The 15,111-nt window shown below is 32.4% G+C and carries 16 protein-coding genes; 5 read left to right on the top strand and 11 right to left on the bottom strand.

The genetic code is table 11. The features are described 5' to 3' along the window. Positions 1-40: 40 nt before the first annotated feature. Positions 41-577, bottom strand: a complete 537-nt coding sequence (locus ACY191_RS04420; protein WP_042739271.1) for a GNAT family N-acetyltransferase — start codon at positions 575-577, stop codon at positions 41-43. 301 nt (positions 578-878) lie between these two features. Between ACY191_RS04420 and ACY191_RS04415 the strand changes: the two genes are divergently transcribed. Beyond that, positions 879-1,283: an Rrf2 family transcriptional regulator gene (locus tag ACY191_RS04415; protein ID WP_042739270.1), complete on the top strand. Its 405-nt coding sequence runs from the start codon at positions 879-881 to the stop codon at positions 1,281-1,283. 70 nt (positions 1,284-1,353) lie between these two features. On the opposite strand, the gene ACY191_RS04410 is transcribed toward ACY191_RS04415, so the two are convergent. Next, complete coding sequence (locus tag ACY191_RS04410; RefSeq protein ID WP_042739269.1) at positions 1,354-2,055, bottom strand: GntR family transcriptional regulator; 702 nt, start codon at positions 2,053-2,055, stop codon at positions 1,354-1,356. Positions 2,056-2,225: 170 nt separating this feature from the next. Between ACY191_RS04410 and ACY191_RS04405 the strand changes: the two genes are divergently transcribed. Both ACY191_RS04405 and ACY191_RS04400 read left to right on the top strand, forming a co-directional pair. Further along, positions 2,226-4,118 carry a beta-glucoside-specific PTS transporter subunit IIABC gene (locus ACY191_RS04405; RefSeq protein ID WP_463269908.1) on the top strand — a complete coding sequence of 631 codons (1,893 nt, stop codon included), beginning with the start codon at positions 2,226-2,228 and terminating at the stop codon, positions 4,116-4,118. A gap of 21 nt (positions 4,119-4,139) precedes the next feature. Continuing rightward, complete coding sequence (locus ACY191_RS04400) at positions 4,140-5,585, top strand: 6-phospho-beta-glucosidase (RefSeq protein ID WP_042739267.1); 1,446 nt, start codon at positions 4,140-4,142, stop codon at positions 5,583-5,585. Between the two features lie 109 nt (positions 5,586-5,694). Here ACY191_RS04400 and ACY191_RS04395 read toward each other — a convergent pair whose 3' ends face one another. The 7 genes from ACY191_RS04395 to ACY191_RS04365 form a co-directional block, all read right to left on the bottom strand. Continuing rightward, positions 5,695-5,877, bottom strand: coding sequence for a hypothetical protein (locus ACY191_RS04395; RefSeq protein WP_229366575.1), 183 nt, complete (start codon positions 5,875-5,877; stop codon positions 5,695-5,697). Positions 5,878-5,956: 79 nt separating this feature from the next. Continuing rightward, positions 5,957-6,430, bottom strand: a complete 474-nt coding sequence (locus tag ACY191_RS04390; protein ID WP_229366574.1) for an SRPBCC family protein — start codon at positions 6,428-6,430, stop codon at positions 5,957-5,959. Position 6,431: 1 nt separating this feature from the next. Beyond that, positions 6,432-7,031, bottom strand: a complete 600-nt coding sequence (locus ACY191_RS04385) for a helix-hairpin-helix domain-containing protein (protein WP_324294870.1) — start codon at positions 7,029-7,031, stop codon at positions 6,432-6,434. Between the two features lie 273 nt (positions 7,032-7,304). Beyond that, a complete protein-coding gene (locus ACY191_RS04380) occupies positions 7,305-7,820 on the bottom strand; it encodes a YceI family protein (RefSeq protein WP_229366573.1) in 516 nt (171 codons plus the stop codon). A 171-nt stretch (positions 7,821-7,991) separates the two neighbouring features. Then, a complete protein-coding gene (adcA, locus tag ACY191_RS04375) occupies positions 7,992-9,533 on the bottom strand; it encodes a zinc ABC transporter substrate-binding lipoprotein AdcA (RefSeq protein ID WP_229366572.1) in 1,542 nt (513 codons plus the stop codon). Between the two features lie 291 nt (positions 9,534-9,824). Next, positions 9,825-10,427: a DsbA family protein gene (locus ACY191_RS04370; protein ID WP_229366571.1), complete on the bottom strand. Its 603-nt coding sequence runs from the start codon at positions 10,425-10,427 to the stop codon at positions 9,825-9,827. Between the two features lie 45 nt (positions 10,428-10,472). Continuing rightward, complete coding sequence (locus tag ACY191_RS04365; protein ID WP_042739260.1) at positions 10,473-10,847, bottom strand: cystatin-like fold lipoprotein; 375 nt, start codon at positions 10,845-10,847, stop codon at positions 10,473-10,475. A 255-nt stretch (positions 10,848-11,102) separates the two neighbouring features. Here ACY191_RS04365 and ACY191_RS04360 point away from each other — a divergent pair, with 255 nt between their 5' ends. Beyond that, positions 11,103-12,347: an aminoacyltransferase gene (locus ACY191_RS04360; protein ID WP_042739259.1), complete on the top strand. Its 1,245-nt coding sequence runs from the start codon at positions 11,103-11,105 to the stop codon at positions 12,345-12,347. A gap of 317 nt (positions 12,348-12,664) precedes the next feature. On the opposite strand, the gene ACY191_RS04355 is transcribed toward ACY191_RS04360, so the two are convergent. Beyond that, on the bottom strand, positions 12,665-13,009 hold the full coding sequence (locus tag ACY191_RS04355; protein ID WP_042739258.1) for an ASCH domain-containing protein: 345 nt from the start codon (positions 13,007-13,009) through the stop codon (positions 12,665-12,667). A 138-nt stretch (positions 13,010-13,147) separates the two neighbouring features. Next, on the bottom strand, positions 13,148-14,581 hold the full coding sequence (locus tag ACY191_RS04350) for an MDR family MFS transporter (RefSeq protein ID WP_042739257.1): 1,434 nt from the start codon (positions 14,579-14,581) through the stop codon (positions 13,148-13,150). Positions 14,582-14,790: 209 nt separating this feature from the next. On the opposite strand from ACY191_RS04350, the gene ACY191_RS04345 reads away from it, so the two are divergent. Next, positions 14,791-14,895 carry a putative metal homeostasis protein gene (locus tag ACY191_RS04345; RefSeq protein WP_107513352.1) on the top strand — a complete coding sequence of 35 codons (105 nt, stop codon included), beginning with the start codon at positions 14,791-14,793 and terminating at the stop codon, positions 14,893-14,895. Positions 14,896-15,111 lie beyond the last annotated feature (216 nt).

Genomic DNA, 15,111 nt, shown 5'->3' with positions numbered 1-15,111 from the left:
CTTAGCTTAGTAATAAAGGGATTCCCTGTAATATGAATGATTAGAATGGTGGCTGACCTAATACTTCTTCATCAAACTTTTCTGGTATCAATACTTTTCTCATAATAACACCTAAGTCACCATCTTTATTCTCATGTTCTGCGTATACTTCATATCCACGTTTCTTGTATATATCCAACAACCATGGATGCTTTCTTGCTGATGTTCCTAATGTTACAGCTGGTGCTTTTAATGTGTCTCTTAAGTATGTTTCTTCAACATATTTCAATAATTTACTACCTAAACCACGCCCATCATAACTCGGCTTTGTCGCAAACCACCAGACAAATGGATAAACAGAAATGCGTCGTTTTCCTTCCCATGGATAACGTACCGTAATGGTAGATATAATTTCTTTATCATTTTCAAGGACAAATGTCGTACTTGTTTTGATATTTTGTTCTACTAAATCGACGTCTGCATTGACAGACGGCCAATCAATGCCTAGCTCTCTAAGAGGTGTAAATGCTTCATACATAAGTCTTTGTATTTCCTCAGCATCGCCTTGATTTGCCACACGAATATTATATTCAGACATGTTGTCACTTCCTTATGCTAATATATTTATCGATACAAGTTATCATATACAATACACATAACTTCTATTGAATCATATGAATACAATATTGTTTATACTACTAGTAGTCAATTGAAAAGTTTTAAATTGCATTAACAAATTTAATGATTCTGTATCACTATGCAATGGTTATGATACATCAATATATATTTAGCTTCTCGCTCATCATCCAATAACTTCTTTCATTGCGTCTGAGCAGTAAATGACGTAAAATCAACATGTATCAATTTAAAGCACAAGTTCGTTGCAAAGGAGGCACAATATGAACACACAATTTTCTGTTGCCATTCATATACTTACACTATTAGCTACTGAACAAGAACCCGTTTCAAGTCAATATATAGCATCGAGTATTAATAGTAACGCTACACTCGTTAGAAAAATCTGTCGTTTCTTAAAGGAAGGTAATCTAATTGATAGTAGTCAAGGCGTTTCAGGTTACAGTTTGAAACAACCTGCAACTTCGATATTTTTGGGTCAAGTATTTCAAATTATTTTTGATGAAGAAACTCACTTTGCAAAAATTCATGGCAATACAAATCCAGATTGCTTTGTTGGAAAGAATATTAGCAGTGCCTTAGATTCTATCTATAGTGAGGTAGATCAAACTATACTAAATCAATTAAATCATTATTCTATCCAAGACGTAATTAACCGTTTCAATTAAAAAATTCTATATGAACAAAGCTAGACTATAGCACCTCATTACACAATAATGCGATGTTATAGTCTAGCCTTTATTTTTGTGAAGGAATATAAAAATGTGCATTCTCATAATGATATATCAATTGTGAACAATCAAAAGGCACGCCAGTCGTAGTATAAAATACTTGTTCATATCTTAAGCATGGCTCACCCGTTGATAAATTTAATAGCGGTGCTTCCTCACTATTTAATTTATCGACAGTAAAGTAAATATCAGAAAATCCAATTTTAACCTTTATGCGTTGTTCTAAATATCTAAAAATAGACCCTTCTGCAATTGAAGTATCTAAATACAGCACAATATCTTTGTTGAAATAAGATTGTTCATAGCACAATACCTTACCATCAATATGCACAATACGTTCTAAGACATAAACTTCTGTATCTTTATCAAGCTTTAATTTTTGGCGAACTTCTTCTGGAGCGATGACTTCTTCTACTCTAATCACATCATTTGTAACTGAGTGACCCACAATTTCATCACTAAATCCACTTGATGAAAATAAATTTAAATAACCATCTCTTTTTGGATTACGAACATAAATACCACTGCCACGCGCTTGGTAGATTCTCCCTTTCTTTTCTAAAGCTTCTAAAGCTTTAATAATCGTACTCTTACTTACTTCATATTGAGCTTTCAAAGTCTCTACACTAGGTAGTTTATCTCCAGCTTGATAGTTACCTTCAGCAATATATGCATTGATTTGTAATGCTATTTGTTCATATTTGAGCATTCGTCTACCCCTCTTACATTAAAATTCAAACCATTATAACATGAACCTCATTTTAACACATCGACCATATTTTTGTTAGGGTCTTTACAAATTATACCGGTATAATTATAATGAAATAAATCGCTTACATGTGATGTGATTAATTTTAATAATAAAAAGAGCTGTATCGAATGGCAGATAAAAACCAAGTGTTAGCGCAACAAATACTAGATGCTGTCGGCGGTGAAGACAATCTTGTTAACAGTACACACTGTGCAACCCGATTACGTTTAGTGTTAAAGCGCTCTATACCAGATGCTCATAAGAAAGTTGCCGCCATAGATGGCGTCGTTACCGTCGTAGAAAATAATGGTCAATTCCAAGTAGTCATTGGAAATAATGTCGGTGAAGTTTATAAATCATTTGAAGCATTAACGGGAGATAATGCAAATGCCGATTTACAACCTGAATCGGAAAATAAAGGCACTATTGTAAACAGAATTGTGGCAACTATGTCTGCAGTATTTGCACCTTTTATTTATATTTTAGCTGCCGCTGGTATATTACAAGGTCTGCTCATCGTGATCAATCTTATAGCACCAGCATTTAAACACACAGGAACTTATGAGGTGTTTAACTTTATTTCCTGGGCACCCTTTACATTCTTACCAATCTTTATCGCTATCACCGCTTCAAGACATTTCAACGTAAATATGTATATTGCAGTAGCTTGTGCTGCAGCACTTGTCAGTCCTGATTTAACAGGCATCGTAAGTAAAATACAACACGGAGAAAGCGTAAATCTATTTGGTATTCCATTGACCGAAACAAGTTATACGTCATCGGTGTTACCACCATTACTATTAGTGTGGATCCTTTCTTATGTTGAAAAATACTTAAATAAATGGATACATGATGTTGTTAAACCATTATTCACTCCATTTTTCAGCATTATCATTATGGTGCCATTGACACTATTAGTTATAGGTCCTATTTCAACTTTAGTTGCACATGGTATCGCTAGCGGCTTTAATTATCTCGTTGCCGTTGCACCTTGGTTAGCCGGCGCACTCATCGCTGGTTTCTGGCAAGTATTTGTAATTTTCGGTGTACATTGGGGTATTACACCAGTTATCTTGGCTAATTTCGAACAACATAAGAGTGACGCATTCCAGGCCTTTCAAACTATCGCAGTAATCTCACAATTCGGTGCAGTAATTGGTGTCTTTCTCAAAGCAAAAAGCACTGAAATCAAACGTGTATCATCATCCGCAGGTATCACAGCAATCTTTGGTATCACAGAACCTGCAATGTATGGTATAAACATTCGCTTTAAAAAACCATTCCTTATTGCTTGTATTAGTGGTGCCATTGGTGCATTTGTTGCTAGTTTCTTTAATCCTAAGTACTATGCCTATGCAGGTTTACCAGGTCCAATCACAGTAGTCAATGGTTATAGTAGTGATAATCCAACTTCTATTTGGGGGATATTAATAGGGAGTGCCATCGCCATTATTTTACCTATTATATTAATCCAAATATTTGGTTATGGAGAGGATACTACAGAAGAAGCCGCCGATACAGGAGAAGATAACAATCCAAATGCGATTATTCTTGATGATAATTTAGAAACAACTGTATTTAGCCCAATTAAAGGTACTGTGTTGCCATTATCTGAAGTTAATGATCCTATTTTTGCACAAGAAATGATGGGTAAAGGATTAGCAATTCAGCCAAGTGCTAACGCAGTTGTCTCACCTATCGAAGGTGTCGTCAGTATGATAGCACCTAGCAAACATGCAATTGGCATAACCTCTACGACTGGTGTAGAAATATTGATTCATGTTGGATTGGATACCGTTCAATTAAACGGTGAAGGCTTTGAATTACTTGTACAAGAACATGAAAAAATCGACCGTAATCAACCTTTATTAAATTTCAACAAGGAACAGCTCGAACAACAAGGGTATGACACAGTCATTCCAATTATTATCACTAACTCTGGTGAGTTCGAGGAAGTTATAGTTAACGCCGAAGCATCTGTAACACACGAAGACGAATTAATGACTGTCATTAGTAAATAATATTAAAGGAGCTTGATTCATATGACTAAATTATCTAAAGACTTTTTATGGGGTGGCGCACTTGCTGCCAATCAATTTGAAGGTGGTTATGACCAAGGAGGTAAAGGCCTCAGTGTTATCGATGTCATGACAGCTGGTGAACATGGTAAAGCTCGAAAGATTACACAAGATGTCGATCCTAATGAATATTATCCGAATCATATTGGAATTGATTTTTATCACCGATATAAAGAAGACATTGCATTATTCAATGAAATGGGACTTAAATGTTTAAGAACATCTATTGCGTGGTCTCGTATATTCCCCAATGGAGATGAAAGTGAACCAAATGAAGAGGGATTACAATTTTATGATAATGTCTTTGATGAATTATTAAAATATGGCATCGAACCAGTTATTACGCTCTCTCACTTTGAAATGCCTTTACATCTTGCTAGAGAATATGGTGGATTTAGAAATCGTAAAGTTGCAGACTTTTTTGCCCACTTTGCAGAAGTCGTATTCGAACGCTATAAGAATAAAGTTAAATATTGGATGACCTTTAACGAAATCAATAATCAAATGGATACTGATAATCCTATATTCTTATGGACGAATTCAGGTGTGCAAGTTGGTGAAGATGAAAATCCTGAAGAAATACTATATCAAGTTGCACATAACGAATTAATCGCTAGTGCTAAAGCAGTCAAAATTGGCAAAGCCATTAACCCAGATTTTGAAATCGGACTTATGATTTCACATGTAGCGATTTATCCTTATTCTTGCAATCCTGAAGATATGATGGAATCAGTAAAAGCGAGCCGTTTACGTTATTTCTTCCCTGATGTTCAAGTTCGAGGTTATTATCCTAGCTACGCAAATAAGATGTTCCAACAAAAAGGATATGACATTGGTTGGCAAGATGGAGACGATGAAATCTTAAAAGCAGGTACAGTTGACTATATTGGCTTTAGTTATTATATGACAACTGTAGTTAAGCACGACGCCGAAACATATACTGGAGAAAATGTTACCAATGGCGGATTAGCAAATTCTGTTGATAATCCGTATATTACACAAAGCGATTGGGGTTGGGCTATCGATCCAACAGGATTAAGATATACCTTAAATGTCTTATATGATCGATATCAAATACCATTATTTATTGTAGAAAATGGCTTCGGTGCGATTGATGAATTTGATGAACAAGGCGAAATACATGATAGTTATCGTATTGATTATTTAAAAGCACATATTGATGCAGCTATAAAAGCAGTTGATGAAGATGGCGTTGACTTAATGGGTTATACGCCTTGGGGTATTATTGATATTATTTCCTTTACCACAGGAGAAATGAAAAAACGTTATGGCTTAATATATGTGGACAGAGACAACGCAGGTAATGGTTCATTAGAACGTAAAAAGAAAGATTCATTCGATTGGTATAAAAAAGTAATAGAAACGAATGGCGAAGATTTAGAAAGCTAATTAAATTCTTAAAATTTAAAACAACCAATTCAGTTAGATAATAATTGAATTGGTTGTTTTATTATTATATTAATATATAGCTATCCAGCCTAGAATCACTGCTTGGATATTATGCATTGGCTTTAAATTTGCTTAAAACCTTTAAACCATATGCAAAAATACCATAACCTGCTAAAGTTCGTGTAAACCATTTGAATGCATGATTACTCATACATTTCTCATTTAATAGCAATGTTGGTATTAAAGTACTGAATGAATAAAGAAATAAAACTTTTACATAACGTTTATTCAAAGCACTCACCTCTTTTCACTAATATTATATCGAGAATAATTAAAAAAGAGGCAGTGTATTTTTAACATATTTTTGACATTTATAAGGTCTTAACTAACTTCTCTAAATTGTCAAAGGTACTATTCATACCCGCTTCAACTCCCATGTCGAGCAACTGTTGTGCCGATTGGGCATCTGGCAATACTGATACAGACTCAATTTCAGTTTCATCCTTATTAAGCTGATTAAATGTAATTATATTATGCATCCCCGCCATATTGTCCGTTCTATTTCCTTCACTGTCTGCAAAATAGTCATAATAATCGATTGTTGTTGGTGCTTTTACTTGCTTATATTCTGTGACCGTATAACTTGTACCTTCAGGTGTATGAATCGCAAAAAATGCGTCTCCACCATCTTGTACATTAAATTTGAATATTTCAGTAGATGCACCTTCAGGATGAAACCAAGCTTTAAATAATTGTTCATCTGTATATGCATTAAACAATTTTTCTGCTGATGTATTAAAAGTTCGTGTAAAAATAATTTTATTATTGTCTATTTTGATACTCATCTTAAGATTCTCCTTCATCCATAATGACATATGATGTCACTGTTTTAATCTTGGCATCTTTCTTATGACTTTCAAATTCAAAGAAATCTGCGAACCATAATTTCGAACCATCGCTTTGCAATTGTTCACCATGCATTGAACCTACCTTACCATGTGAAATATTATCGTTTATAACTATTTGTTTAATATCTACTTGATGTTCACTCAGTTCATCATAAAAGGCATCTAGACCTTTCAATTCAAATGCACCAGGAACCTTCCAAATAAAGTCCTCACTTAATACTGCTATCAGTTGTTCTTTATTTACTAATGCAGAAGCAATTAAAAAATCCAACATAATGCGTTGCTTTGGTGCATTGTCGCATTTTAAATCACCTATGAGTTCAAAGGGTAATTCGTGTCCTAATATATTTTTAAAGTCTAGACCATGTTCAGCTAATGCCTTTTCCAAAATATCGATTGCCTTAGGTCCAACACCATGAATATCTAATAGCGTAGTCTTATCATAGCGTGCTACATCTTCTAAACTTGAAATTCCTTGAGCTTTCAGAGCATTGGTTGCCGGTTTGCCTATCTTTGGTAAGTCCACTCCCATTGTCATTGTATCTCCCCTTTCTTAAATAACTTATACCCAATTCATACGCTGTAATATGTATTAGAAAGTAAATAAAGTTAATATTTTCCTACGAGATATAATCAATAAATTAATATCTATAAACATTTATTATTTATTTATCCAAGCATTACTCATCTTACATAGCTAGTGATGAGTAAAGTATCTTAGCTGTTATAGGTTAACTAAATAACAAAACAGACTGGAACATGATATCAATGTCCCAGCCTGTCTAATTATTAATAACGAATGATTAAATTTTTAATCTTCAAGCGCAAATTCTAAACTCACTTGGAAATGCACTTCTTTACCTAACATTAAACCACCTGTTTCTAATGGTTGATTAAATGTAATACCATATTTATCGCGGTTTACAGAACCATTAATAACGAAACCAACAGTTTCTGCACCATTCATTGGGTTTTTACTTTTACCTTCATAAGATAAATCAAATGTTTCCTCATTTGTTTCACCTTTAATTGTTAAGTTACCTGTTACTAATTGCTCAGTTGTATTTGTAATTTCAAATTTAATTTCAGGATATTTTGCCACATCGAAGAAATCTTCACCTTTTAAATGAGCGTCACGATCGGCAACTCGCGTATCGATAGAATCTGCTTTGATTGTAAATTGACCTTTAAGCGTGCTTAAGTCATTAATATCCCCTTCTGCTTGGGCATCAAAATCATTAAATCTACCTTTCACATTAGAAATCACTAAGTGTTTAATTGAAAATTCAATTGCTGAATGTGCTTGATCAAATTTAAATGTTGTCATAAATCTTACCTCCAAGTTTGTTGTATTATTAAGATACATTTATTATACCAAGTATATTTTATATATCAAATATTACGCTCACTCTGTGTTGGTATTTTTTTATTCCCGTTAATTTACATTTTACTCATTCAACTTTTCAATTATAGCTATATTCATAAACTGTCTTTAATATTAATGTGCTAGCATATCTGTTTTAATTTCTTTGCCCGTTTGATTTTTAGGATAGTAAGTTGGCCAATTATCTAATTCTTTCAATAATTTTTCACGATCATTCCCCATAAATATATGGAAATGTGCTGCCTTTTTCGGAGCTATATTATGATCACTAAATTGTACATACTTTGGTAGTTCTTGGTTGTCTTCATTTTTTAATTTAAATACATATCGGACACCACGGTTCCCTTTTTCATAATTCAATACTTCTTTTCCATCATATACATATTGACCTTCTAAAGTTTTCCCATTCTTAGTAAAAGTGATTGAATCATCTGTGATTTTAAGGTTATCTACATCTGTTTTATAACCTTTTTCATAATATGCTTTATATTCCTTTTCACTCATTGAGTCATCTTCTTTAGCTTTATGCTTCATCACTTCATCAAGTGTGCCATTTTTTAACAGTGGATAAACTGACTTCCAATCTCCACTATAGTCAGCTAACGTTCTATCTTTTATTTGACTATCTTTAAAATAACCTTCAGAAATGGCTTTCTCATGTTTTTCATCATTATCTGGAGCTGAAGTTTTAACTTGCTGATTTAAAGCCTTCTCAATTTGTTTAATATTTTTGTCCATGAGTGATTGGAAAGAGATGTCCTTATCCTTCATCTGTTCTTTTGACATAGATTCCATATTATAGAATTTTAACGGTTTGGCTGAAGTTTCTTTTCTTATCGTATCAGTCACTTTATGTGAAACATTATCTTCATATAAGATATATTTCGCTCCAGAACTTTTAATTTCTTTAACAATCTTAGTTAAATCCTTTTGTGATGGATCTTCAGCATTCATATTTTGAACACCTTTTTGGACAAAACCATAACGTTCAGCCAAATAGCCGATTGATTCATGCGAAATAAATATCGTACTACCTTCTTTACCTTTTACAGTATTTTTCATTTTATTATCAATTTGCTTAAGATCTTTGTTCAATTGCTTATAATTTTTTTCATAATAAGCTTTATGTTGTGGATCTTTTTTCACTAATTCATCTTTAATTTCTTTAGCAAATGTTTGATCAAATTTAGGATCTAACCAAACATGTGGATCATAGCCTCCATGATGGTGGTGACCATGGTCATGCTCGTGTTCACTATCTTCACCTTCATGATGATGTTGATCTGTTAATAATTGCGCCTTATCTAACTTCTCTTCCAAGGACAATTTTTTATCTTTATCTTTAATCGTTTTCGCAATTTTCTTAGAAACAGGATCTAGATTATCCCCTGTGTAAATAAATAAATCTGATTTATTGGTATTGATAATATCTTTTTGTGTCGGTTCATAATCATGTAAATCCGTTCCTGGTGGATATATTGATTTAACAGATACGTGTTTGCCCCCAATTTGTTCCACAAAGGATTGCAAAGGATAAACAGTAGTATTTATTTTAATTTTATCCTTGTTCTTATCATCGGCATTCTCATTCCCACAAGCAGTTGCCAACAATGCTAACGTAGTGACTAAAAATAATATGTATAGTGATTTTCTCATAAAATCCTCCTTAAATAGTAATTATTACGATTTAAAATTATAGTCTTTCACTCACTAAAAAGCAATAGCTCAAAGCAAATTTTTCGTAATGATTACGATTTAATAATTGAATGCTGATTTTTAAATTACACTTTTGAGCATTATTACGTAAGCTATAAATTTAAAAGCCATTATTAGAACAATTGTTTACATAATAAAAAAGTAGCAACTACTTTATAACTGTAAAGGTTGCTACTTTGATTACATACGCTATTCAATTGTTTTAATATATTGCTATCTTTATACTGTAAGCTAATCTGTTAATAACTTTTCATAACTGCTAAATTTATATGGGTCTTTGAGTTTTTCACCTTTGACATAGATTGTTGGTGCCGTGTCGATATGATTTTTCTTATATTGTTGTCTATCTTTCTTTGCTGCTTCCCATGACTTACTATTTTTCTTTTTATAATCATTTTTGATTTTCACTTTAGTTTGATTATCAATATTTAATTTATCAATTTGTTTATCTACTAATTTAGTAGTAATCCAAGCCTTTTCGTTATCTGGTTGTTGCTCAAACATAAGTCTTTGAAATGTTAAGTATTCCTTTGGTGCTATGCTTTGTACTGCATGCCCTGCTCTAGATCCAATGATAGAATCTTTGCCCAAAAATGCCATATTAACAAATTGATAATCTACCTTCCCTTTATCAATATATTGTCGTTTTAATTTCGGCATAATTTTATTTTCTACCTTTTTACAATAAGGACATTTATAATCTCCATACTCAATAATACGGATTTTCCCATTTTTATCAACTTTATCATTTTCATGCACATTTTCATTATTACCACAAGCCGATAGTAATACGATAAGCATAATTAAACCCAAGCTCATCCATAATTTTTTCATAATTGTTGTTAACACCTCGATTGTTATTTCTTAACAGTTCGCTATTTATTCGTTTAGATTCATATTCTCTTCTTCATAATCAGCGTCATCTTTATGTTTTTGGTAATAACCTTTTGAATTAAAATCTTTTACATATTTCGCTTTTCCATCTTTAAATTGATACGTATAATAATGTGCTTCCGCATCATTCTTTAATGGTTTATATGCAATCATCACATACTTGCCATTTTCAAAAACATAAATATTGGCATCTTTTTTATCAAATTTCTTATCAACATCTGCTTGATGATTTTTATGTAATTTCTTTTGGAATGCTTGTTGCTTATTAACTGCTTTATCTATTTTGTCTGCATATTTCCCACTACTACATGCAGTAGCAACGATTAGAACGGCTATTGCCATTACGAATAATTTTCTCATAATAAAACATCTCCTATTACTCTTTACCATTCATCTTTTATACATTTTAAATCCGTATGTATTATCATACAATGAATATGTTATTTCTTCTATAGTAATTTACCTTTCACTTAAACACATGATGAACCTCAAACTTTAGTAGTAAGCACTAGGTTATAAAATGCTATTACAAATCATATTTGGTATACTAGATATATGTCAATCAACTTAATAAGAATTTTTTAAGTTGACTTTTTAAGGAGGAAAATAAACTATATGCAATTTGTGAACATTACCCCCGAGGAGTTCGAACAATTTACACAAAATAACTTTTCTCATTACACACAAACACGTGTTTATTTTGACTCTCGCGAACAAAAGCAAGGCGATGCACATTTACTTGGAGTAAAGAATGATTCAGGTGAAGTTTTAGCAGCCGGCATGTTTACCGAAGCACGTGCCTTAAAATATTTTAAGTATTTCTACAGTCAACGTGGTCCTGTGATGGATTACAATAATATTGCCTTGGTAGACTTTTACTTTAAATCTTTGACTACGTATTTAAAGAAACATAACTGCCTTTATGTCTTATTAGATCCTTATATTTTAGAAAATATACGTAGTGCAGATGGTGAAATTTTAAAGTCATTTGATAACAGAACTTTAATTCAAACATTGGATAAACTTGGTTATCAACATCAAGGCTATAGTGTTGGATATTCGCAAACAAGTCAGATTCGTTGGCATTCTGTGTTAGATTTAACAAACAAAACGCCGAACCAATTGCTGAAAGAAATGGATTATCAAACACGCCGTAATATTAAACGTACTGAAGAGATGGGTGTTAAAGTAACTACGCTACCAATCGAAGAAACTGGACGCTTTTTCAAATTATTTAAAATGGCTGAAGAAAAACACGGATTTTCTTTCCGTGATGAGCCTTACTTTGAAGAATTACAAAAGGCCTATAAAGGTAATGCATTTTTACAACTTGCATATATCGATTTAAATGAATATATAGCTGGTTTAAATGATAAGCTGGCTAAGTTGCAAAGTGAATTAGCTGAAGTTGAAAATGCCCTACAAGAAAGTCCTAATTCAAAGAAACAAAAGACAAAACGAACACAGTTAACGCAACAGCTTAACAGCACTCAGCGTAAAATCGATGATACCAATCAAACGATTGAAACGGATGGTGCAATTCTAGATTTAGCTTCTGCTATTTATATTTATAATGATCATGAGGTTTATTATTTATCTAGTGGTTCAAATCCTAAGTATAACGCTTATATGGGCGCATATAAGTTACAGTGGGAAATGATTAAATTTGCTAAAGATCATAATATCGATAGTTATAATTTCTATGGTATTACTGGTGACTTTAGCGAAGATGCTGAGGATTATGGTGTTCAGCAATTTAAGAAAGGCTTTAATGCTCATGTACATGAGTATGTTGGTGATTTTATCAAGCCTATTAATCCACTTGCCTACAAAATTGGTACATTAATTGGTAAGCTTTAACAAAGAAGTCAAACTACAAGAGAATATTTAAATTTGCTGTCGATTGAGGTAAAGCTCATCGACAGTTTTTTTATGAAATGATCTACGATGGTCGATACATATTTGTTTAAAGCCATTTTATAGGTTCATGTTATCCATATGACGTGAAAGTCAGCTACAGTCTTTGGCATTGTACTATTCCTACAAGAGACAACAGCCTATTTCATATTACATTTTTTTCATTGCGCTTTCTTCTCATATAAAAAAACAAGGTCAGCAAAAACTCTGACCTTGTCATATGTATACTTTATTGTTACTAAAGTTATGCACACTATCAATTATCTTATGCGTTTTATTTTTATAGCTAATGCACCATGTTCAAGTTCCTCAGACTGCGAGTAAATTTGATAAATTGCAGCTAATTTTTGTGATAGTTGCATTTCTTCTCGTACGCCGATATCTTGATTGCTATAGTCCTTCAATAATGCTTGAAAAGATGAATAAAGCTTGGTTTGTAATACAGTTACTTTCAACTGCTCTTCAGTCACTAAATTTGTAAATAAAATTTCGTCACCGCTTTGAACTTGTTGTCTCTTTTCATCATTGAGTCTTATTTCAATTGTCTTAATCCCATTTTTAATTGCTTGAAATGGTTCATCATTCAATTTCATCGTGTGTTCCATTGTTTGCACCACTTTTCAATATTAAATTACATTCATAGTTTCTTAATAATTATAATGAGTTAAAAAATAGCCGATATACCTTCTTAAATAGTATAACAGAAGTTACATCAGCTATTTTATATTACTCAATTTATTATATTATTCTGCTTCTAGTTTTTTCTTACTTTTTAGCATAAAGACACAAATAAAACTAATGACTGAGATGATAATTGCAAACCAAAATGCCCCGTGATATCCACTTAATAGTGCATCATGTTGTATATTCATCGCCATTTCTTTCTTATTCATACCTTTATAATTACTCATTTCTGGTGTGAAGTTCTTAGAAACTTGGCTCATAGTTGTAACTAGTCCAGCAGTACCAATTGACGCAGCAATTTGTTGTACTGTATTGGTCATTGACGAACCATGTGCGTTCATTTCTTGTGGTAGTTGGTTCATTGTATGTGTCATTAATGGCATTAAACTTAATGCGATACCGATCATTCGCACTGCATAAACAATAGTAAGCATTAGTGAAGAACTATGTTCATCCATAATAACAAAGTATGAACTTGTTACGATAACAATAATCATACCAAAAATACCCAGAATTTTTGCACCAAATTTATCGAATAAAATACCTGATAACACTGACATAATTCCCATAACGATAGCACCAGGTAGTAGTATTAATCCTGATTGTAGTGCAGTGTCTTTCATTATATTTTGAACAAACATAGGTAAGATTGTTTCTGAACCAATCATTGATACCATGGTAAAGCCCATGATAATAATACCTACTGCGAATTGACTGTTCTTAAATACTGAAAAGTCAAGTAACGGTGTAGTTAGTCTTGTTTGTCTGAAAATAAATGCGATAACTAAAATAATCCCGCCAATCATTGTTGTTAATACTACCGGGTCGTTCCAACCATCTCTTGAGATTGAACTCGTACCGTATAATAAACCACCAAAACCTAAAACTGATAAAAGAATTGATAGTATATCGATAGGTACGCGTCTATTAGTTCCTACATTTACTACATATTTTAATGAAGCCAAGAATGTGAGTGCTGCTACCGGAGCAACAACATAAAATAATGCTCTCCATTCTAAATATTCAACTAAATATCCTGATAATGTCGGACCAATTGCTGGTGCCAAACCAATTACTAAACCAAATACTCCCATGTACTTCCCACGTTCATGAGGTTCAAACACATCTAATATCGTTGTCATCATTAATGGCATCATAATCCCTGATCCTAAAGCTTGGATGATTCGTGCGATTAACAATATTTGGAAATTAGGACTAAATGCCCCAATAATTGTTCCAACAAGGAAAATAATTATTGCAGTTAAAAAGACTTGTCGCGTAGAAAATCTCTGAATCACCATTGCAGATAATGGAACGACAACCCCGTTAACAAGTAAAAATGCAGTTGTTAACCATTGTACTTTTGTATAATCTATATCAAATTCTTTCATTATACTCGGCAAAGCAGTTGTGAGTAGCGTTTCATTAAGCAAACCAAAAAAGCCACCAAATAACATTGTGATAACCATTATGATTCTTGTTTTTTGAGTCATATACTTCTCCTTTTCCTATATAAACTATCTCATCCCATAGGACAACATAACTATGAATTATACATATTTTTTAGTTTCAATTCATTTGATAAGCATTTAATACCTATTATTTTTTTTAAAATAACTACATTTTTATAAATCGTAATCATTACTATTTACATTTATCCTTTATTCCTTCATAATAAAGTCAGGTTAAGGAGGTCATTTACATGAAATTAGATTTACAAACTGCACGTCGTAATTTGAATAGTCCAAATATCAAAACACGTAAGCGTGCGTTAAAAATTATCAAACAGCATAAACGCAACAAATAATCCCTCACTTTATTATTTATCCTTATTTTCTCTATATTTAGTTAAGTACTTGTAAAAATTATGTGAAATGCATATTTGACATGTATAGTTTATCCACTAAATTAATAAAGGTAGTTCTTATAGCTCATAACGTACATAAATATTACCTTTATTGATAATTAAAAAGTACCCTTGAATATCTTTGAATTGGATATGCACCTCAAGAGTTGGACTCAA

Source organism: Staphylococcus sp. TCBT05 (genome assembly GCF_055179755.1).
This window is presented reverse-complemented; position numbering and strand designations above follow the sequence as displayed.

Excerpts from the sequence above, each read along its gene's own strand:
- ACY191_RS04420 (WP_042739271.1), bottom strand. The coding sequence starts at position 577 with ATGTCTGAATATAATATTCGTGTGGCAAATCAAGGCGATGCTGAGGAA.
- ACY191_RS04415 (WP_042739270.1), top strand. The coding sequence starts at position 879 with ATGAACACACAATTTTCTGTTGCCATTCATATACTTACACTATTAGCT.
- ACY191_RS04410 (WP_042739269.1), bottom strand. The coding sequence starts at position 2,055 with ATGCTCAAATATGAACAAATAGCATTACAAATCAATGCATATATTGCT.
- ACY191_RS04405 (WP_463269908.1), top strand. The coding sequence starts at position 2,226 with ATGGCAGATAAAAACCAAGTGTTAGCGCAACAAATACTAGATGCTGTC.
- ACY191_RS04400 (WP_042739267.1), top strand. The coding sequence starts at position 4,140 with ATGACTAAATTATCTAAAGACTTTTTATGGGGTGGCGCACTTGCTGCC.
- ACY191_RS04390 (WP_229366574.1), bottom strand. The coding sequence starts at position 6,430 with ATGAGTATCAAAATAGACAATAATAAAATTATTTTTACACGAACTTTT.
- ACY191_RS04385 (WP_324294870.1), bottom strand. The coding sequence starts at position 7,031 with ATGACAATGGGAGTGGACTTACCAAAGATAGGCAAACCGGCAACCAAT.
- ACY191_RS04380 (WP_229366573.1), bottom strand. The coding sequence starts at position 7,820 with ATGACAACATTTAAATTTGATCAAGCACATTCAGCAATTGAATTTTCA.
- adcA (WP_229366572.1), bottom strand. The coding sequence starts at position 9,533 with ATGAGAAAATCACTATACATATTATTTTTAGTCACTACGTTAGCATTG.
- ACY191_RS04370 (WP_229366571.1), bottom strand. The coding sequence starts at position 10,427 with ATGAAAAAATTATGGATGAGCTTGGGTTTAATTATGCTTATCGTATTA.
- ACY191_RS04365 (WP_042739260.1), bottom strand. The coding sequence starts at position 10,847 with ATGAGAAAATTATTCGTAATGGCAATAGCCGTTCTAATCGTTGCTACT.
- ACY191_RS04360 (WP_042739259.1), top strand. The coding sequence starts at position 11,103 with ATGCAATTTGTGAACATTACCCCCGAGGAGTTCGAACAATTTACACAA.
- ACY191_RS04355 (WP_042739258.1), bottom strand. The coding sequence starts at position 13,009 with ATGGAACACACGATGAAATTGAATGATGAACCATTTCAAGCAATTAAA.
- ACY191_RS04350 (WP_042739257.1), bottom strand. The coding sequence starts at position 14,581 with ATGACTCAAAAAACAAGAATCATAATGGTTATCACAATGTTATTTGGT.
- ACY191_RS04345 (WP_107513352.1), top strand. The coding sequence starts at position 14,791 with ATGAAATTAGATTTACAAACTGCACGTCGTAATTTGAATAGTCCAAAT.